Source organism: Rhizobium sp. RHZ01 (assembly GCF_014851595.1).
In the GTDB taxonomy this organism is placed as follows: Bacteria; Pseudomonadota; Alphaproteobacteria; order Rhizobiales; family Rhizobiaceae; genus Rhizobium; species Rhizobium altiplani.
On record NZ_JACUZZ010000004.1, the window covers coordinates 140,426 to 159,740 of the forward strand.

The 19,315-nt window shown below is 61.0% G+C and carries 17 protein-coding genes; 8 read left to right on the plus strand and 9 right to left on the minus strand.

Annotated features, from left to right (window positions below):
- Nucleotides 1-236 precede the first annotated feature (236 nt).
- Nucleotides 237-2,486: an OmpA family protein gene (locus IB248_RS06840; RefSeq protein ID WP_018854803.1), complete on the plus strand. Its 2,250-nt coding sequence runs from the start codon at nucleotides 237-239 to the stop codon at nucleotides 2,484-2,486.
- A gap of 97 nt (nucleotides 2,487-2,583) precedes the next feature.
- Here IB248_RS06840 and mobB read toward each other — a convergent pair whose 3' ends face one another.
- Genes mobB through IB248_RS06855 form a run of 3 tightly spaced genes read right to left on the minus strand, consistent with a single transcriptional unit; the run spans nucleotide 2,584 to nucleotide 4,647 of the window.
- Nucleotides 2,584-3,099, minus strand: coding sequence for a molybdopterin-guanine dinucleotide biosynthesis protein B (mobB, locus tag IB248_RS06845; protein ID WP_018854804.1), 516 nt, complete (start codon nucleotides 3,097-3,099; stop codon nucleotides 2,584-2,586).
- On the minus strand, nucleotides 3,099-3,731 hold the full coding sequence (gene mobA / locus IB248_RS06850; protein WP_192240588.1) for a molybdenum cofactor guanylyltransferase MobA: 633 nt from the start codon (nucleotides 3,729-3,731) through the stop codon (nucleotides 3,099-3,101). Before mobA ends, mobB begins: the two co-directional genes overlap by 1 nt.
- 7 nt (nucleotides 3,732-3,738) lie before the next feature.
- Nucleotides 3,739-4,647 (minus strand): DMT family transporter, encoded by a 909-nt coding sequence (locus IB248_RS06855; RefSeq protein WP_192240589.1) that lies wholly within the window; start codon nucleotides 4,645-4,647, stop codon nucleotides 3,739-3,741.
- Between the two features lie 194 nt (nucleotides 4,648-4,841).
- Between IB248_RS06855 and IB248_RS06860 the strand changes: the two genes are divergently transcribed.
- The gene (locus IB248_RS06860; RefSeq protein ID WP_192240590.1) at nucleotides 4,842-5,612 is read left to right on the plus strand and encodes an SDR family oxidoreductase; all 771 of its coding nucleotides are present in this window, start codon (nucleotides 4,842-4,844) and stop codon (nucleotides 5,610-5,612) included.
- A gap of 21 nt (nucleotides 5,613-5,633) precedes the next feature.
- On the opposite strand, the gene moaA is transcribed toward IB248_RS06860, so the two are convergent.
- Entirely contained in the window at nucleotides 5,634-6,680 is a 1,047-nt protein-coding gene (gene moaA, locus IB248_RS06865; protein ID WP_018854808.1) for a GTP 3',8-cyclase MoaA, read from the minus strand.
- 134 nt (nucleotides 6,681-6,814) lie between these two features.
- Here moaA and IB248_RS06870 point away from each other — a divergent pair, with 134 nt between their 5' ends.
- Together IB248_RS06870 and IB248_RS06875 are read left to right on the plus strand one after the other, a co-directional pair.
- Nucleotides 6,815-7,189, plus strand: a complete 375-nt coding sequence (locus IB248_RS06870) for a DUF971 domain-containing protein (RefSeq protein ID WP_018854809.1) — start codon at nucleotides 6,815-6,817, stop codon at nucleotides 7,187-7,189.
- Nucleotides 7,190-7,216: 27 nt separating this feature from the next.
- The gene (locus IB248_RS06875) at nucleotides 7,217-8,404 is read left to right on the plus strand and encodes a low temperature requirement protein A (protein WP_018854810.1); all 1,188 of its coding nucleotides are present in this window, start codon (nucleotides 7,217-7,219) and stop codon (nucleotides 8,402-8,404) included.
- Nucleotides 8,405-8,406: 2 nt separating this feature from the next.
- Here the strand turns inward: IB248_RS06875 and IB248_RS06880 are convergent, their stop codons facing one another.
- Nucleotides 8,407-8,874, minus strand: coding sequence for a MarR family transcriptional regulator (locus IB248_RS06880; protein ID WP_018854811.1), 468 nt, complete (start codon nucleotides 8,872-8,874; stop codon nucleotides 8,407-8,409).
- A gap of 45 nt (nucleotides 8,875-8,919) precedes the next feature.
- Between IB248_RS06880 and IB248_RS06885 the strand changes: the two genes are divergently transcribed.
- Together IB248_RS06885 and IB248_RS06890 are read left to right on the plus strand one after the other, a co-directional pair.
- Nucleotides 8,920-9,873: an alpha/beta fold hydrolase gene (locus tag IB248_RS06885; protein ID WP_169680232.1), complete on the plus strand. Its 954-nt coding sequence runs from the start codon at nucleotides 8,920-8,922 to the stop codon at nucleotides 9,871-9,873.
- Nucleotides 9,874-9,924: 51 nt separating this feature from the next.
- The gene (locus IB248_RS06890) at nucleotides 9,925-10,536 is read left to right on the plus strand and encodes a pyridoxamine 5'-phosphate oxidase family protein (protein ID WP_192240591.1); all 612 of its coding nucleotides are present in this window, start codon (nucleotides 9,925-9,927) and stop codon (nucleotides 10,534-10,536) included.
- Between the two features lie 133 nt (nucleotides 10,537-10,669).
- Here the strand turns inward: IB248_RS06890 and IB248_RS06895 are convergent, their stop codons facing one another.
- On the minus strand, nucleotides 10,670-11,740 hold the full coding sequence (locus IB248_RS06895) for a GGDEF domain-containing protein (protein WP_025662762.1): 1,071 nt from the start codon (nucleotides 11,738-11,740) through the stop codon (nucleotides 10,670-10,672).
- 352 nt (nucleotides 11,741-12,092) lie between these two features.
- Here IB248_RS06895 and IB248_RS06900 point away from each other — a divergent pair, with 352 nt between their 5' ends.
- Nucleotides 12,093-12,308, plus strand: a complete 216-nt coding sequence (locus IB248_RS06900; RefSeq protein ID WP_037089056.1) for a hypothetical protein — start codon at nucleotides 12,093-12,095, stop codon at nucleotides 12,306-12,308.
- Nucleotides 12,309-12,314: 6 nt separating this feature from the next.
- Here the strand turns inward: IB248_RS06900 and IB248_RS06905 are convergent, their stop codons facing one another.
- Together IB248_RS06905 and fumC are read right to left on the minus strand one after the other, a co-directional pair.
- Nucleotides 12,315-13,922 carry a fumarate hydratase gene (locus tag IB248_RS06905; RefSeq protein WP_169680236.1) on the minus strand — a complete coding sequence of 536 codons (1,608 nt, stop codon included), beginning with the start codon at nucleotides 13,920-13,922 and terminating at the stop codon, nucleotides 12,315-12,317.
- A gap of 159 nt (nucleotides 13,923-14,081) precedes the next feature.
- Nucleotides 14,082-15,473, minus strand: a complete 1,392-nt coding sequence (gene fumC / locus IB248_RS06910; protein WP_018854817.1) for a class II fumarate hydratase — start codon at nucleotides 15,471-15,473, stop codon at nucleotides 14,082-14,084.
- Nucleotides 15,474-15,872: 399 nt separating this feature from the next.
- Between fumC and IB248_RS06915 the strand changes: the two genes are divergently transcribed.
- On the plus strand, nucleotides 15,873-17,747 hold the full coding sequence (locus IB248_RS06915) for a murein L,D-transpeptidase (RefSeq protein WP_192240592.1): 1,875 nt from the start codon (nucleotides 15,873-15,875) through the stop codon (nucleotides 17,745-17,747).
- A 178-nt stretch (nucleotides 17,748-17,925) separates the two neighbouring features.
- Here the strand turns inward: IB248_RS06915 and IB248_RS06920 are convergent, their stop codons facing one another.
- The gene (locus tag IB248_RS06920) at nucleotides 17,926-19,029 is read right to left on the minus strand and encodes an ABC transporter substrate-binding protein (RefSeq protein WP_246779223.1); all 1,104 of its coding nucleotides are present in this window, start codon (nucleotides 19,027-19,029) and stop codon (nucleotides 17,926-17,928) included.
- Nucleotides 19,030-19,315: the final 286 nt, after the last annotated feature.

Consider the following 19,315-nt stretch of genomic DNA (forward strand, 5'->3'; position numbering starts at 1 on the left):
ACTCAAACCTTTTTCGGCGGAATTGCAACTGGAATCGCAGGGGTGTGGCGAACGATCAACTATGTCGAAGATGAACAATGCCGCACTGCCACATTCATACCGGGTTAATGCTGCAGTTCCTAAGACTCGTGGAACAAATGCAGTCCCCGCGCGGTTTTCGCCGCGGATGGGTGCCCCAAAATCGGACGTGGCCACGACCGCGTCCCAAGAAAATGAAGTCAACGAGGAGCCCCTTTATGGGAATGAAATCCAGATTGTTTGCAAGTGCCGCCTTTCCGCTGTTGTCGCTGTCGCTTGTGATGCCTCCAGTGCAATCCTTTGCCGCAGTTGCCAGCGTTGAACAGGTTCAGACAGCACCGCAAGCGGTCGCGGGCAGCTTCGAGGTTGCGCAGGATGCGCCCTCCGATGAAGAGATTCTGAAGAAGCACCACAAGCAGCACGGCGGCGGCGGTGAAGAACAGGCGCCGGCCGCCCAGCAGGAGCAGCCACAGCAATCGCAGGATGCGCCTGCCGAAAAGCCACGCAAGCAGCGTGAGCCGGCAGCAGAGGCACAGCCCGCGCCACAGCAGGAGCCTGTCGTCGAACAGCAGCTGCAGCAGTTGCAGGAGGCAGCCCCCGCCGAAAAGCCGCGCAAGAAGCGGCAGCCGGCCGCCGAGCAGGCAGAGCCTGCGGCTCCGCAGGAGCAGATAGCGCCGGCCCAGGAACAGCAGTTGCAGGAAGCAGCCCCTGTCGAAAAGCCGCGCAAGAAGCGGCAGCCGGCCGCTGAGCAGGTTGAGCCCGCGGCTCCGCAGGAGCAGATAGCCCCGGCGGCCCAGGAACAGCAGCCTGTCGAAAGCCAGGAAAAGCCGCGTCGCAACAAGCGCGACAAGCAGCAACCTCAGCAGGAGGCCGCGCCGCAGCCGCAGACCGAGCAGGTCGCCCCGCAGCAGGAGCAGGCTCAGCCGCAGGGCGAAGCGCCGCAGCCCACGAGGAAGGCAGGCAAGCAGCAGGCGACCGAAAGCTCTGAGCAGCCGGTGAAGCCGCGCAAGAAGCCTGCCGCTGAAGCGCAGGCGCCAGCCGCGGAACAGGCGCCTGCTCCAGTAGAGGCGCCGACGGCCGAGAAGCCGCCCGTTCCCGCGCAGGAGCCGGCGACGGAGGCCCAGCCTGGCGGCACGCAGCCGATCCTGAAGCAGGGCGAACAGGTTCCAGCACCTCAGCAGGGCGAGCAAGCACCGGCTCAGCAGCAGGGTGAACAGGTTCCGGCGCAGCCGACCGATCAGCCGGCAGTGGGCCAAGCCGAGCAGGTTATCCCGGCTCCGGAGAAAATCACGCCCAAGGAACTCGAGCGCCGCAAGGAGATTGCCGCGGACCCGAGCAAGAGCACGGAAACCGTCGTTCTGCCGGTTGAAAACGGTGCCGCCGTTCTCGACAGCGACAAGGACGCCGACCGCTCGGGGGGCATCCAGTCCCGTCGTGACCGCGACAGGCAACGCGGCCAGGAGCAGAATTTCCGGGTTCCAAAAACCGACGCCGAGGCCCAGATCATAACCGAGGGCGCCAAGGCTGCTCCGATCAAGATCGAAGCCGTGACCAGCGAACAGGGTCGGCGTCTCGACAGGCGTCCGCAGTTCGAGCGGCCGGAAGGCGCGCGCTTCGGCGAGCGTGGTGACGACAATCGTGTGATCATCCAGATCAACAACCAGACGATCGTTCGCGGCGATGACGACCGGCGCTTCCTGCGTGACGGCGAGCGGCCGACCTACGAGCAGCTGCCGCGGGACCGTTACCGTGAGACGATCGACCGTGACGGCTATCAGATCGTGACGATCCGCAACCGCTATGGTGACATCATCCAGCGGTCGCGCATCGACAATGGCGGGCGCGAGTCCGTGCTCTACTATTCGCCTGGTCTCTACGAAGATCCGGACCGCGGCTACTTCGAAGATCCGGGCCGCGACCTGCCGCCGATGCGCCTGCGTATTCCGCTCGGTGACTACATCATGGACACGAGCAGCGACGACGATCGCGACTACTACGACTTCCTGCGCGAGCCGCCGGTGGAGCCCGTGGAGCGTGTCTATTCGCTGGATGAGGTGAAGTATTCGGCGCGTATCCGCGACAAGGTTCGCCGTATCGATCTCGATACGATCACCTTTGCGACGGGGAGTGCCGAGATCCCGATGAGCCAGGCGCGCAGCCTGCGCAAGGTCGCCGATGCGATCAACGAGGTGTTGCGGAAGGATCCGTCGGAAACCTTTCTGATCGAAGGCCATACGGACGCGGTCGGCTCCGACCAGAGCAACCTCGTCCTCTCGGACCAGCGCGCGGAATCGGTGGCGAATGTGATGACCGACGTTTACGGCATCCCGCCCGAAAACCTGGCGACGCAGGGCTACGGCGAACGTTACCTCAAGGTCAACACGCAGGGGCCGAACCAGGAGAACCGCCGCGTCACCATCCGTCGCGTGACGGCGCTGGTACGCCCGGTCGCCTCCGCGAGCCGATAATCGAAACTGATCGGAAGCCGTCGGGAGACCGGCGGCTTTCGTTTGCGCGCTCTGCGGTTCTGGCGCGAGCGCACCAGCTTCTAGGTCGTAACGTTTCCTACTTTGCAGGCAGCTCCACTATTCCGGAAATGAAGTCTGCGATTGCCTGGGTGTCATCGAGGTTGAATACCGGCAGAAAGCCTTCGGCGATCGGGTGATCGGCCGCGATGGCAACGATGTGGGGATCCGTCGGGGCGAGGGGTTCCTGGTTGGCGGATTCGAGCCGCCGCGCCTCGATCTTCGGGATCGGTTCGCGCTTGTAGCCCTCGATCAAGACAAGGTCGCAGGGCGCGATGCGGGCAAGAATTTCGTCGAATGTCGGCTCTGGGGCGCCGCGCAATTCGTGCATGATGGCATAACGCGTTCCGGAGACGATGGTCACTTCGTGAGCGCCGGCCTGTCGGTGGCGGTAGCTATCGGCACCGACTTTGTCGATGTCAAAGTCATGATGGGCATGCTTGATGGTGGAAATGCGGTAGCCGCGGCGGGTGAATTCCTCGACGAGGCGGACCGCCAAACCGGTCTTGCCCGAGTTCTTCCAGCCGGCGATGCCAAAGACCTTCGGTTTCTCCATCATGCCATGACCTTGAGCCAGCGCTCCGCCTCGGCGAGATCGTCCGGCGTGTTGACGTTGAAAAACGGATCGAGGAGGCTCGCCCGCGTCGGGCGCAGCGGGAAGGCAACTTCCGTAACGTCATGCCGTAGAAGGAAGTCGCGCGCACGGCGTTTTTCGTCGGTTGCGATCCAGGATTCCAGGTCATCGGCAAGGCTGACGGGCCACAGGCCGAACACCGGATGGCTGCGGCCCTCGGAGGCGGCGATGGCAATCTTGCCAGGTGAATCGATGACGCCAGCGAACCAATCGACGAGGTCGCTCGGAAAGAATGGACTGTCGACAGAAACCGTGACCACGTGTGTGACACCCCCAAGCGATGCACCGTAGGTCATCGCTGCATGGATGCCGGCCATCGGTCCCGCTTTGCCGGGAACTATATCAGGAATGAACAGATGCCGGCAATTTTCCGGGGTTGCGTCGGCGTTGACGGCAAGGGTGCTCACCTGCGGCTCGAGCTGTTCGATGACGCGCTCCAGCAGCGTGCGGCCATCGAGCCGCACGGAGGCTTTGTCGCGGCCCATGCGCGAAGAGCGTCCTCCCGCCAGGACCACACCCGGAATATTGGATCTATCCAGCACAAAATCGTTCATGGTTGCCTCAGACGGGGGTTCTCGGCTCGGACTCCTGGGCGACCGGCGGTACATGGCGCTTGGCCTCACGATAGAACGTGTAGAGGCCGGACGCTATGACGATAGCCGCACCGCCGAGCGTCCAGACATCGGGAAACTCCGCAAAGAAGACGAAGCCCAGCAATGTCGAGAAGATCAGGCTGGTGTAGCGGAACGGTGCGACGAAGGAGATTTCACCGGTGCGCATCGCCATGATGACCGACTGATAGCCGACCAGGACGAGAATGGCGGCGAGCAGCAGGTGCGAAAGCGAAGTCACGCTAACCGGCTCCCATCCTCCCAGCAGCGGCGTCAGCAATGCACCGACGACCGTTACCGAGACGGCCGTCACCACTGTGATCATCAGTGACGGGATCTCGGGGGCGATGCCGCGCGTGGCGAGGTCGCGGCCGGCCGTCGTGAGGACGCTGCCAACGCAGAGGAGAGCTGCGGCCGTGAAACCGTCCGGTCCCGGCCGAATGATGATCAGCACGCCAATCAGGCCGACGAGAATGGCCGACCAGCGACGCCAGCCGACGGGTTCGCGGAAGAATAGCGCCGCACCGAAGGTCACGACCAGCGGCAGCGACTGCAGGATGGCCGATGCGTTCGCGATCGGCATCATTCCGAGCGCCGTAATGTAAGTCACCGCTGCCAATATCTCGCAAATGACGCGGATGATGATCATGGGCTTGAGGATGATGCGCCACGATCGCAAGGCACCCATGTGGCGCGCGATGAAGTAGACGAAGATGCTGGTGAAGAGGCCGCGCAGACACATGATCTGGCCGGCATTCATGTAAGAGATAACTGATTTGGAAAGTGCGTCGCTGCAGGAAAATCCGGCCATGGCCGAACTCATGTAGATGGCGCCCTGGGTGTTGCGGGACCGCGGCATGTCGATATTCCGATTCTCGTACACGTGTTCTTAGAGCGTGCCAGGCGCCATGGGTATCGAACGAAAGACACACCCGAAATAATTCGATTGCGCAGTGCACAATAGGGCGCGCGCCGACACGGGCAGGAAACGGGTGGCTGAGCGCCAGGATGTCTGGGATTGGGATACCGCGAACAACAAGCGGAGGTTCCGACATGAGATATCTGGATGGCAAGGTTGCGATCATAACCGGCGCGAGCTCCGGCATCGGCCGGGCGGCCGCCAACCTCTTTGCAGCCGAAGGCGCGCGGCTGGTCGTCGCGGCGCGACGCGAGGCTCAGCTTGGCATGCTGGTCGAAGAGATCGGAGATGCGGGCGGCGAGGCGGTTGCGGTTGCCGGCGACGTGCGCGACGAGGCTTTGAACTGGCGGCTGGTCGAAGTGGCGGTCGAACGCTTCGGCGGTCTGGATGTTGCCTTCAACAACGCCGGCAGCGCCGGCGAATCGGCGCCGGTGGCTGACCTGTCGCTGGATGGCTGGAACGAAATGCTGGCGGTCAATCTCACCAGCGCATTTCTGGCAGCGAAATATCAGGTGCCAGCAATGATCGCCCGCGGCCGCGGGTCGATCGTCTTCACCTCGACCTTCGTCGGTAACACGGCAGGAATGCCTGGGATGGGTGCCTATGCGGCAAGCAAGGCGGGACTGACCGGCCTGGTGCAGGTTCTTGCCGCCGAGCTCGGTCCGAAAAACATCCGCGTCAACGCGCTGTTGCCCGGGGGCACAGACACCGCGCTGAACCCGGCGAATTTCGAGAATCCCGACATGCAGCTCGTCGCCTTCATCCAAGGCCTGCACGCGCTGAAACGGCTGGCAAGGCCGGAGGAGATCGCCAAGGCCGCACTGTTCCTGGGATCGGATATGGCGAGCTTTGTGACCGGGACGTCAATGCTGGCGGATGGCGGGGTTTCGATCAACCGGACGTAAGCTGCCCTAGCTCCGCGGGTGTCACCCACCCGTGACACTCATGTGGCGGGCAACGGCAGGGCGATTGTGGGTGCGGTCGATAATGAAGTCGTGGCCCTTGGGCTTGCGCGAAATGGCCTCGTCGATCGCCGCATAGAGCAATCCGTCGTCCTCGGTGGCGCGCAAGGCGGCGCGTAGATCCGCGGCGTCGTTCTGGCCAAGGCACATGTAAAGCGTGCCGGTGCAGGTCAGTCGGACGCGGTTGCAGCTCTCGCAGAAATTATGCGTCATCGGAGTGATGAAGCCGAGCCGGCCGCCGGTTTCCTTCACCTGGACATAGCGTGCCGGACCGCCGGTGCGGTAGCCGATGTCGGAGAAGGTGAATCGTTCTTCGAGATCGGCCCTGAGCTTCGACAGCGGCAGGTAGCGGTCCGTCCGGTCTTCCTCGATCTCGCCCATCGGCATGGTTTCGATGACGGTGAGATCCATGCCGCGGCCGTGCGCGAAGCGGATCATCTCCGGCATTTCGGTGTCGTTGAAGTCCTTCAGTGCTACCGCATTCAGTTTGACCTTGAGGCCGGCCTTCTGGGCCGCCTCGATGCCTTCCATCACCTTGTGGAAATCGCCCCAGCGGGTGATCTGGCGGAACTTGTCGGGATCAAGCGTGTCGAGCGAGACGTTGATGCGACGCACGCCGCTATCATAGAGCTCGCCGGCAAAGCGGGAAAGCTGCGAGCCGTTGGTGGTCAGGGTCAGCTCGTCGAGGCCGGAGCCGATCTGTTTGCCGAGTTCCCGCACGAGATACATGATGTTCTTGCGCACCAACGGCTCGCCGCCGGTGAGTCTCAGCTTGCGCACGCCCTTGGCGATAAAGGCGGAACAGAGCCGGTGCAATTCCTCGAGCGTCAACAGCTCCTGTTTCGGCAGGAAGGTCATGTGCTCGGCCATGCAGTAGGTGCAGCGGAAGTCGCAGCGGTCGGTGACGGAGACACGCAGATAGGTCACGGCCCGTTTGAACGGGTCGATCATCGGTTTCGTCTCTGCAACCAGTGGCGATGCGTTGCCTGTCGTTCCGACGTTGCTGTTCACGAATACCTCCGCAATGCTACTAATGTGCGTATATGCCATTGCCGCGTCAAGGGAAACGCCCCTTACGCACGGTAAATTGAGCTTGCCTCGGCAAGCCTCATTGCCTACTCGTGATTTTGAAGGGGAATGGGATCATGACCGATATCTGGCCGACTGAACTCAGAGTTTCAAAAGACCGGCAGCACCTCGTCGTGACGTTCAACGACGAGCAGAGTTTCGATCTTTCCGCCGAGATGCTGCGGGTGCTTTCGCCATCGGCGGAGGTGCAGGGGCACGGGCCCGGGCAGAAAGTCACCGTTCCCGGCAAGCGCAATGTCGCGATCATTTCAATGACGCCGACCGGCAATTATGCGGTGCGCATCGGCTTTGACGACATGCATGATACCGGCATCTATACCTGGACCTATCTGCGCGAGCTCGGCGAGCGCGGCGAGGAGCTGTTCTCGGCCTATGAAGAAGAGCTGCGCGAAAAGGGCATGAGCCGCGACACCTCAGAGAAGCCGCGTTAAGCGACAATTGCCGCAAGGGGGAAATGCATGGCGGGAACGAGCAAGCGAAACTGGCTGCGCGCCAAAGGCAGTCCGAGTGAAAGCAGGGTCAGCTTCCTCGAACTGTTTTTCGATCTCGTCTTCGTCTTCTCGATCTCGCAGCTCTCGCATGCCCTCGCGGCGCACTATACGCCGCTCGGCGCTCTTGAAGCCGGCCTGATGACCTTTGCCGTCTGGTGGGTGTGGATATTCACGACCTGGGTTACAAACTGGCTCGACCCCGACAAGATGGCGGTTCGCGGCATGCTCGTCGTCTTGATGCTGCTTGGCCTGGTTCTTTCCGCGTCTATCCCCGAGGCTTTTGGCGACAAGGGGCTGCTCTTTGCCGGGTCCTACGTGCTCATGCAGGTCGGTCGATCGCTGTTTGCGTGCTATGCGGTCAAGTCGGACGCCTTGAAGTATCGGAATTTCGTGCGCATCAGTAGCTGGCTAATATTTTCCGGCGTCTTCTGGATCGCCGGCGGCCTTCTGGAACACGAGGCGCGACTGATCGCATGGCTCATCGCCCTTGCTATCGAATATGCCGCTCCGGCGAGCGGCTTTACCGTCCCGGGACTTGGCAAATCGACCGCCGCGGACTGGGACGTGTCGGGCGCGCATATGGCCGAGCGTTGCGCGCTTTTCGTCATCATCTGCCTTGGCGAGGCGGTGCTGGTGTCGGGGCGGACTTTCTCGGAAATGCCGTTTTCGCCATTGACGGCGGTCGTCTTCGGGACTGGATTCGCGGGGACGGTGGCGATGTGGTGGCTCTATTTCCGCTTCGGCCACGAGCGGGCGGCGCATCGGATCGAACACGACGAAACGCCGGGAAGCCTGGCACGGCTGGCGTTCACCTATGCCCATATCCCGATCCTGGCGGGCATCATCGTTCACGCCGTCGCCGTCGAGTTCATGTTCTCGCATCCGCATGAGACTGGCAATCTAGGCGTGATGGCCTCCGTACTCGGTGGCTCCGGACTGTTTCTTGCCGGCAATCTCTGGTTCAAAGGGGCGACCAGCGGACGTATGCCGCTGTCGCATCTGGCCGGCCTTGTGCTCTTGATTCTGCTCGCCTTCATTGCGCCGTTCATCGAGGTCTACCTTGCCGGTATCCTCGCGATGCTGGTGCTGATCATCGTGGCCGCGTGGGAATACAAATCCCTTGCGGGGCAAACGGTCGGCCACACCGTTCACTGAGATCAGTCTTCGTCGACAAGGTCTTGCTGCAGGACCCGGATGATCCGTTCCATTGATCCGGCCATCGCCATGCATTGCTCGATCGGCTCGGGCGAAAGCACCCGCTCGATGAGGTCGGTCTGGATGACCATGGCCTTCTCCGTGACATTCCGGCCTTCCGGCGTCAGGAAGAGGCGCAGTACGCGCTTGTCCTTCTCATCGCCGCGCCGTTCGATCAGCCCGCGCTTCTCCATCTGCGGCAAGAGCATGCTCATGTTCGAGCGACCGACCAGCAGCTTGCGGGCGAGTTCCTGCTGCGAGATGCCCTCGAAGCGATAGAGATTGATCAGAATATCGAGGTGCGGGGTCTTGATATCGAGTTCGGATAGCGAGCGACCGAGCGACTGCTGCATGAGTTGGCAGGCGCGGGCAACAGCGATCCAGCTGCGAAAACGCGGATGATCCCAGGGCAGGGATTGATTTTTGTTCATCGTTGTACTTTATTGTTCAGTGTTGAACATTATTGGATTCCCACTATGACAAACTTTGCGCTGAAGGTCACCCGCCTCGGTTTTTCCCTGCTGCAGTCGGTTTCGCCGCGCCTCGCCGGGAAGGCGGCGTTCCGCCTGTTCTGCGTAACACCCTCGACAAGGCCGAAGGGCGAGAAGGCGAAAGCAGCACATGCGGCCGGCGCGGCAAAGCTTGCCGGAGCGGAGCGGTTCACGCTTCGTCTGGCCGGCGGCGGACGGGCGCATGCCTATCGGCTGAACGGTGGCGCCTTGGGACGGCGCCCGCGCTATCTTGTGACCCATGGCTGGGGATCGAGCGGTGCCTACATGGCCGACATCGCGACGACTTTGGCGGCAACCGGCGCGGAAGTGATCGCGGTCGACTTTCCCGGTCATGGCCGCGCGGCGGGGAGGATGCTCCACATGGGCATGGCGGTGAAGGCGATCGCCGCGGCCGAGCGTCGATTCGGTGCGTTCGATGCCGCGATCGGCCACTCCTTTGGCGGCGCCGCGCTGATGGTGGCCGCGGCAGGCATGTTGCCTGGCGAGTCTGCCGTGCTTCCGGAAAAGCTGGTGCTGATCGGCTCGCCAAGCGAAATGCACTGGCTCTTCAAGGATTTCGGCAGGCTGATCGGGCTTAGGCGCCCGGCACAGCAGGCGCTGGAGAACGAGGTGCACCGTGTCACCGGTCGGCGACTGGAGGCGTTCGATGCGAGCGGGGCGGCCGGCGCGATCCAGCGGCCAGTGATGATCGTGCACGCGGAGGACGACAAGGAAGTGAGTGCCAATCACGCTCGGCGTTACGCGGCCGCAGGCAATGCCGTGCGGCTCCACTGGGCAAATGGCTTCGGGCACCGTCGCATCGTGGCGGCGCGGTCGGTTCTCGATGCGATTAGGGGTTTTCTCGCGGAGGACGATTCCGGAAAGGATGCTGAGATCATTCCGCTTTTCGCTCTTCCTGCGCGGCGCGTGTCATTGTAACGTCACGTTAGGCAGCTAAAGGCCGCCACGATAAAAAGCGGCAGGACAGTCATGAAAATCATTGAAACGGTAGAGGAACTCGCAGAGATCTACGCTGGCGGGCTGACGCAGGCATCCGTAGCCAAGGTGACGGACTATCTGACGCCGCTCTATCGCGAGATGATCGAGGCGTCGCCCTTCGTGGCACTCGCGACGGTGGGACCCGAAGGCCTCGACTGTTCGCCGCGCGGTGATATCGGCGGCGTCGTGCGCATCGTCGACGACCGGACGCTGCATCTGCCTGACTGGCGCGGCAATAACCGGGTGGATTCGCTCTCCAACATCGTGCGGGATCCACGCCTGGCGCTGATGTTCCTCATTCCCGGTTCGAACACCACCATGCGTATTAACGGGCGTGGTGTCGTGACGAACGACGAGGCAGTCCTGTCCAGCTTCGTGATGGACGGAAAGCATCCGCGTACGGTGATCGTCATTACGATCGACGAGGTCTATTTCCAATGCGCTCGTGCGCTGATCCGTTCGGAGCTGTGGAATCCGGCAACCTTCATCGATCCGAAGAGCCTGCCAACGCCCGGTTTGATGCTGAAGGCGGCGACAGGGGATTTCGACTACGAAACCTATGACCGCGAATGGCCGGAGCGTGCCGCCAGGACGATGTGGTAGGCTTCCGCGTAGGATTGGCAGGCCCACCTCTTAGGAAGGAGGGCCGCGCAAATCGCGGTCCATTGCGATGGCGACGGGCGATTGCGGCAATCAAGCTCATCGACAGGCAGGCGAAGACGCTGCTTGCCAGGGTCTATCCCTTGTAGATCAGCCAGCTCTTCGTGAAGTCCTTCTGCATACCGTCTTCGAAGAGGACGCTGCAGTTGCGGCCGGAATTCTTTGCGCCGTAAAGGGCAACGTCGGCCCTGTGGTAAAGCTCGCCGGCGTCTTCCGCGTAGGACGCCATACAGACGCCGACCGATACCGTGACCGGCCCGTAGTTTATTCTGGTGCGCGAGTTGGTGAAGGGCGTCGTTTCCAGCGTGCGACGAATGCGCTCGGCCATCCCCATGACTTCGTCGGCCGTGTTGCCTTCTATGATGAGGGCGAACTCCTCGCCGCCGGTGCGGGCGACGAAAACGTCGCGGCGGACGTTGGCGCGGATGACCGAGGCGACCGTGGCGAGAATCTTGTCGCCGACCGGATGACCGTATGTGTCGTTGATCTTCTTGAAATTGTCGATGTCGGCGAGCACCAGCGCAGTGACGGGCCGCATGGCCGGATTGTTGTAGACGGCGGCGAGGCGATCGTCGAATGCACGGCGGTTCGACAGGCGTGTCAATGAGTCCGTGTTGGCGATACGCTTGTATTCGTCAAGCTCCTTGCGGACCTGATCCATTTCCTGCGATCGCTGGACGACGTTCTCGACCGTGCGTTCGCCGTGCGCCATGGTGTCGCCGGTTGCCTGCGTGAGCAGGCTGAGGGCGTTTTCGATAAGCTCCACGCTGGTATGGTTCTTCGAGCTGATCCGCTTGTAGGTTTCGCCAAGCAGCTTGTTGTAGCTCTCCAGCGAGATTTGCTCCTGGCGCAGCACGCGCAGCAGCGTCTCGAGCTCGGCGGCAATGCGACCGTGCGCGTCGTCGAACACACGGGCAGGGCTGTGCGTAAAATACTGCGCCCCGAGCGCGTCCAGTTCCTCCTGCGTCGCCTGACTGCCGAGCGCAGCAAGATCTCGTGTCAGCGCCGGGTTGGAGCCGATATAGGCTTCGTAAAAGAGTTCGTAGTTCCGAGGGATCGGTGCGACGCCCATGGAGCGCATGGCGAACGTGATCTGACCTGCCACGTCGGGAACCTGCGCCCTCGTTGGCGCTGCGGCCGTCGTCATGCGACTACTCCTCAATTGAATGTCAAATGCAGTCTTTAATTTGATAGCTAAGAAATATTGGGAAATGATTAAGAGAGGATATACCAATGATTACATGTGAAATTTATCCGTTATTCTGCGTTATTTGCTTATCGTATTGATTTTTATCTGAGAAGCTGCAGAAGGGTTGCGGCAATTTCGCCTTATGGGCGAGTGGCGCAAAATAAAAAATCCAACCACTCGTTTCAGTTGCTTTTGCATTGTTTCAAATTTGCTGACAGTCGGTGTCGATCGGTCGCTCTGTTGCGGATCGGCGAGAAGGCGCACATTCCCCCCCGAAAGAGCCGCGTGGCTCCAACGGAAGGCAGAGATCATGGAAAGCTCTCGTCACACTTCGCCGATCGTCCTTGTTGCTGCAGTCATTGCAGGCTCCGTCGCGCTGATCCAGCAGGATGGTTTCTTCGACGGTGTATTTCGCAGCGACATTCTCGCCAGCGTGAAGGCGGAGGAGGTCCTCAATGTTGCTGATCTCGCAAATCGCGTCGATACCGCCACAGTCGACCATCGGGCGACCGCGGCAATCCATTGACGTCGATCAGCCGAGGTTGAATTCCTGGAAGAAGTCGTTGCCCTTGTCGTCGGTGACGATGAAGGCCGGGAAGTCTTCGACCTCTATCTTCCACACGGCTTCCATGCCCAGTTCCTGATACTCCAGCACCTCGACCTTCTTGATGCAGTCCTGCGCGAGGCGGGCAGCCGGTCCGCCGATCGAGCCGAGGTAGAAGCCGCCATGTGTCTTACAGGCTTCGCGCACGGCGCGGGAGCGGTTGCCCTTGGCAAGCATCACCATGGAGCCGCCGAAGGATTGGAATTGGTCGACATATGAATCCATGCGACCGGCGGTCGTCGGGCCGAAAGAGCCTGAGGCGTAGCCTGCCGGGGTCTTGGCCGGGCCGGCGTAGTAAACCGGATGGTTCTTCATGTAATCCGGCATGCCTTCGCCTTTTTCCAGTCGCTCGCGGATCTTGGCGTGGGCAAGGTCGCGCGCGACGATGATCGTGCCCGTCAGCGACAGGCGGGTCTTGACCGGGTGCTTGCTGAGTTCGGCCAGGATTGCGCTCATCGGCTGGTTGAGATCGATCCGGACCATCGAGTCCGACAGCTTCGACTCGTCGATCTCAGGCATGTATTTGGAGGGATCGGTCTCCAGCTGCTCGACGAAGATGCCGTCGCGGGTGATCTTGCCCTTCGCCTGGCGGTCGGCGGAGCAGGAAACGCCGAGGCCGATCGGAAGGGATGCGCCGTGGCGGGGCAGGCGGATGACGCGGACGTCGTGGCAGAAATACTTGCCGCCGAACTGCGCGCCGACGCCCATCTGCTGCGTCAGCTTGTGGATTTCCTTCTCCATCTTGAGGTCGCGGAACGCGTGGCCGCTCTCGGAACCTTCGGTCGGCAAATCGTCGAGGTAGCGCGTCGAGGCGAGCTTGACGGTCTTCAGGTTCATTTCGGCGGAGGTGCCGCCGATGACGATCGCCAGATGGTAGGGGGGACAGGCTGCCGTACCCAGCGTAAGGATCTTCTCCTTAAGGAAGTCGATCATCCGGTCATGCGTCAGGAGCGACGGGGTGCCCTGGTAGAGGAAGGTCTTGTTGGCCGAACCGCCGCCCTTGGCGACAAACAGGAAGTCGTAGGAGTCGGTGCCTTCCTCGTAGATGTCGATCTGCGCCGGCAGGTTGTTCTTGGTGTTCTTTTCCTCGAACATCTTGATGGGCGCGAGCTGCGAATAGCGCAGGTTCTTCTTCTCGTACGCGTCCATGACGCCCTTGGCGAGAGCCGAGTAGTCCTCACCTTCGGTCCAGACGCGGCGTCCTTTCTTGCCCATTATGATCGCCGTGCCGGTGTCCTGGCACATCGGCAAGATGCCGCCTGCGGCGATGTTGGCGTTCTTCAGCAGGTCATAAGCAACGAAGCGGTCGTTGTCGGTCGCCTCCGGGTCTTCGAGGATCGAGGCGAGCTGCTTCAGGTGGCCGGGTCGCAGGAGATGGTTGATGTCGGCAAAGGCCGTTTCGGCAAGGAGGCGGATGCCTTCCGGCTCGACGGTCAGGATATCCTGCCCCTTGAAGCTGTCGACAGAGACGTAGTCGCTGCTGATCTTGCGGTATTGGGTGGAGTCTTTGCTGAGGGGGAAAAGATCGTCAGCCATCGAGGGACCTTTCATGCGGACCGAAATCGCAGATGATCTATTCGGGCGTCTTCGCAATTGCAATAATTCTAAAACTTGTCTGTTTTAGTCATGAAAATCTGGAAAACACCGCCGCGGGTACGGCGGTGTCAACTGTTTCAAGCAAGCGAGGAGGCAGGCTTACTTCGGGCCGATCATCGTTTCAGGGCGAACGATTGCGTCGTATTCCTCGACGGTGACGAGGCCACTCGCCAACGCTTCTTCCTTCAGGGTCGTGCCGTTCTTGTGCGCGGTCTTGGCGATCTTGGCGGCGTTGTCATAGCCGATCTTCGGAGCAAGCGCCGTGACCAGCATCAGGGACCGTTCGAGACCGGCCTTGATGTTGTCCTCGCGCGCCTCGATGCCGACGACGCAATTGTCGGTGAAAGAAACGGCGGCGTCGCCGAGCAGTTGCACCGACTGGAGGAAGTTGTAGGCCATCATCGGATTGTAGACGTTGAGCTCGAAGTGGCCCTGGCTATCGGCGAAGGTGAGGGCCGCGTTGTTGCCGAAGATGTGGATGCAGACCTGCGTCAGCGCCTCGCACTGGGTCGGGTTGACCTTGCCGGGCATGATCGAGGAGCCGGGCTCGTTCTCGGGAAGGGCGAGTTCGCCGAGGCCGGCGCGGGGACCGGAGCCCAGCAGGCGGATGTCGTTGGCAATCTTGAAGAGCGCGGCGGCGGCCGCATTGATGGCGCCATGGCTGAACACCATGGAGTCATGGGCGGCGAGTGCTTCGAACTTGTTCGGGGCCGTCACGAAGGGCAGGCCGGTGATTTCGGCGATCTCGTCAGCGACCTTCTCGGCAAATCCAACAGGCGCGTTGAGACCGGTGCCGACCGCGGTGCCGCCCTGGGCCAGTTCGCAAAGGCCAGGAAGCGTCAATTCGATGCGCTTGATGGCGGAGCCGACCTGCGCTGCATAGCCGGAGAATTCCTGGCCAAGCGTCAGCGGCGTCGCATCCTGCGTGTGCGTGCGGCCGATCTTAATGATGTGGCTGAATTCGGTGACCTTCATGTCGAGCGCGGCGTGCAGGTGCTTCAAGCTCGGAAGCAGGTGGCGCACGATCTGCTCCGCACAGGCGATATGCATGGCCGTCGGATAGGTGTCGTTTGACGACTGGCTCATATTGACGTGATCGTTGGGATGCACCGGCTTCTTCGATCCCATGACGCCGCCCAACAATTCGATGGCACGGTTGGAGATCACTTCGTTGGCATTCATGTTTGACTGCGTGCCGGAGCCCGTCTGCCAGACAACGAGGGGGAAGTGGTCGTTGAGCGTGCCGTCGATCACTTCCTGCGCCGCGTCGACAATGGCGTTGCCGACCTCCGGATTGAGCTGACCGAGCGCCATGTTGGCACGCGCCGCCGCCTGCTTGACGATGCCGAGGGCGCGAACGATCGAAAGCGGCTGCTTCTCCCAGCCAATCTTGAAATTGCCGAGCGAGCGCTGCGCCTGAGCACCCCAATATCTGTCGTTCTGTACTTCGATCGGGCCGAACGTATCTGTTTCGGTGCGGGTGGAGGTCATGGTCATGCCTTTCTGTCGCGGTGCCTTCGGAGATGCGTCTTATAGGTCCGAAACGGGACGAAGAAAACTGCTGGAAATGCAAAATATGAATGTATAAATCATGTTATCGGCGGGTGATCAGTGGCCATTTAGACACGGCTAAATTTTTATATTTCAGTGCCTCGTTGGCCACTGTGTCCGAAGGCGAAAATAAAGTAAAAAATTAACTAATAATTTCATTATTTTGTGTGAACTGGGGCTCGGCATAAGCGTTTTCCGCGTTACTTTGGGTTGAGAGGCCCAAGGCTGGCGGCTGCGGCCAGTTTCTGCAATGTGACGCTCGCGCCGGATGAAACGAGTTTTAAGGCGGGTTTTTGCCCGCGATTTGAAGACAGCATGATACTGGGACTGGATAAAAGCATGACATTCCTTCTGAAAGGTGCGGCTTCCGCACTAGCGCTTTCCTGCGGCATGGCTGCGATGGGTTCCACGCCCGCGCAGGCTTACACGTTGATGGATATGATCCGCGGGGATCGCGCTCGCACCCAGAGCACGATAGTCAATCCGAGGCGGTCGGTTCCGTCCTTCCTTCAGTCGGCTCCGGATGCGCCGCTGCCGAAGGTTTCGAGCCCGCGCTACTATACCTATCAGCCAGATGCGATGCGCTTCGTCGATACCGGTAAATTTACCGATCCTGTCGTCACCGGGGCAGTTGCCGATGCGTCGGCTGCGACCGAGGCAACGCCGTCGGTACAGCGCCGCTTCCTTATCGAGGCGAAGGTGCGCGCCCCCGTCGAAGTCGCCAGGGCGCTTGAGGCCTATTACGGCGATGTGAAGAATCCGCTGGTCTGGCTCGCCGGAACGGATGTCAACGATCGTGCCAAGGCGGCGATGGACGTTCTGGCGGATGCCGCTTCGGTCGGTCTCGACCCGGCCGACTATACGGTCCAGGTGCCGGCGGAGGATCCGACCAATCCGGATCCGGCAGTCCGTGACCGCGCCCTGACGCAGTTTGAACTGGAACTGTCCGCAAAGGTGCTCGCCTATGTCCAGGATACAGTTCGTGGTCGCGTCGATCCGAACAAGCTCTCCGGCTATCACGATTTCAAGCGTAAGGACGTGAACCTTGCGCCGGTGCTGAAGCTCGCCCGCATGAGCCCGGATACCCCGGCCTATCTCAGAAGCCGTACGCCGGATGCGCCGCAGTTCGTTGCACTCGAAGGCGAACTGGCGAAGTTGCGCGCAGAGGGAGCCAGCGAAGAGCGCATCGATATCGCGCTGAGCGGCCTGCTTCGTCCGGGCGACAACTCGTCCGAAATCCCGAACATCGTGAAGGCGATCGGCAAGCATGGCTCGGCCGCGCTCAAGGCGGAACATGCGACAACGCTCTCCGCCTATACGGGCAGCACCGAATATTCGCCTGAGATCGTTTCGCTCGTTGAAGGTTTCCAGAAGGAACATGGACTGAAGCCGGACGGCGTTATCGGCCAGGCGACGGTCCGCATCATGGCTGGCGGCGACAGCAACGCATCGAAGGTCGAGAAGCTGATTGTTGCGTTGGAGCAGGCCCGCTGGCTGCCGGCCGACCTCGGCTCGCGCTACGTCTTCATCAACCAGCCGGCCTATATGGTCTACTACCACAACGACAACAAGGAACAGTTGTCGATGCGCGTGGTGATCGGTCAGCCGTCGCACCAGACCTTCTTCTTCCAGGATCAGATCGAGACGGTCGAGTTTAATCCTTTCTGGGGTGTGCCGCAGTCGATCATCATCAACGAGATGCTGCCGCGCCTGCGCTCCGACCCGAGCTATCTGGACCGGATGGGCTATGAGGTAACAGTCGGCGGTCGCGCCGTGGCGTCGTCCAGCGTCGACTGGTACGGCTCGACGACCAACGTTTCCGTGCGCCAGCCGCCGAGCGACGACAATGCGCTTGGCGAACTCAAGATCCTTTTCCCGAATGCTCACGCCATCTACATGCATGACACGCCTTCGAAGAGCTTCTTCAAGCGCGATATGCGCGCCCTCAGCCATGGTTGCGTCCGCCTTGCCGAGCCACGCGCGATGGCAGCGGCCGTGCTGAACACGTCGGTGGACCAGATCGGCAAGGAGATTGCCACGGGCAAGAACCACGCCCTGCAGGTTCCGCAGAAGATCCCGGTCTACGTGGCTTACTTCACGGCCTGGCCGAACAAGGATGGTGTCATCCAGTATTTCGATGACGTATACGGCCGCGACGCCTATGTGCAGAAGGCTTTCGATGCGACGACGAAGGCGCGTGACGCGCAGATTTGATCGCGCCGATGATATGACGGCGGCCGGGGAGCCGCCTTTTCTTTTTGCGATCGGCTTGCCGCCGCTGCGCGCGTTGCGGAAGCAAGCTCCGCGATCAATTCGTCGATCTGTGCAGGCTCCGTGGATCTCGACGGGATGTCGGAATAGTCGAATGGCACGGCGATCAAAACCATATCGGCTACCGCGACATCGTGCGCTGTCCGATGGTGCCTTCACTGAAAACCATTGGGATACCGGAAGGGCTTCCGCACGGGAGACACTGGATTTGCACTCCGACGACGTCTCCCCACCCGTTGGTGATGATCTCCCTTGCCCTATCGAGTTCTTCCTGTGTTGGGAAGAGCGGGTAGACTTCGGTACCAGAATGCTGAACCCGTGCCAGCTTTCCTTCCAAGTCGGCAGGCGCATACCCGCTATTCAGGAAGGCCCGCGTCTCAGTGTATAGGTATTCCATCCACAATCGGGCTGCGTTCGGATGCGGAGTGAACGCGCTGATGGCCTGGGCATAGACGCCACCGACGATGCCCGTCTTCGGCCTCACGATCTCAATCGTGGTTCGTCCTCCTGATCGTTCGCGATCAGTAGCTGCAAGGTAGTCCCAGCGAACGAGGATAGGCGTGCGCCCGTCCTCAAGCGAAGCAAGGCCGCCGACGATAGGAACGAAGTTGCCGCGGCGGCTGAGGTCTGCAAAGAAGCTCAGCCCCTGATCGGCTGCCTCGTCCGCGTTGCCGTGAGCAGCTGACAGGCCCGCAGCGAAAATGCCTTGGATGGCTTGATTTGATGTCAGATTGCCGGCGAGACCCACGGCATTTCTGTATTTCGGCGAGGCGAGGTCCGCCCAATCGGTCGGCATCGTCGTCACGATATCCGCGTTGACCTCGAAGGCAAGCGTGCCGTAGTAGCCGCCGTACCAGTATCCATCAGGATCCTTGGCTGCGTCCGGAATGGCTTCCCACGCCGCCACCTTGTAAGGCCGCAGCAGGCCGTCCCTCTTCGCCGATAAGGCGAAAGGCAGACCGACGTCGATGACATCCGGCGCTTGCGGGTCGGCTGTGTCCCTCGCATTTCTGATGGTATTGATCACCTTGGCCGATCCCGCATCGGGCATAAGTTCGGTGATACCAAGGCCGTATTTCGCCTTGAAACCGTCGATGATGTCCCCGTATCCCCACCAGTCGCGAGGCAGGCCGACAACGGTGAGGTGGCCCTCTGCCTTGGCAGCGGCCACGAGCTCGTCCGTCGGAGCCGCGGACGCAGGAGATGAAGAATTGAGACCGGCCATCCCGGCGAGCGCCGCCGTGCTACCTTGAACGAGAAATTTTCTGCGCTGGAAATCAGGCATATTTCCCTCCGTGACGGTTCTGGAACGCCGTCGCACCGTCCATTCGTCGGTCACCTGAACAGGGACATGCGGGCTATGCGCAACCCACTTGGAACTATCGCGAGCCAATCATGTATCAGTTGCGCATATCACGCATGCGGCATCGGACGATTTGCAACTTGCGCCTCGTATCCTGAATCTGTGCCTCTGCAAAAGAAGAGTCCATAGTCGAGGCTAGGCATGTCGC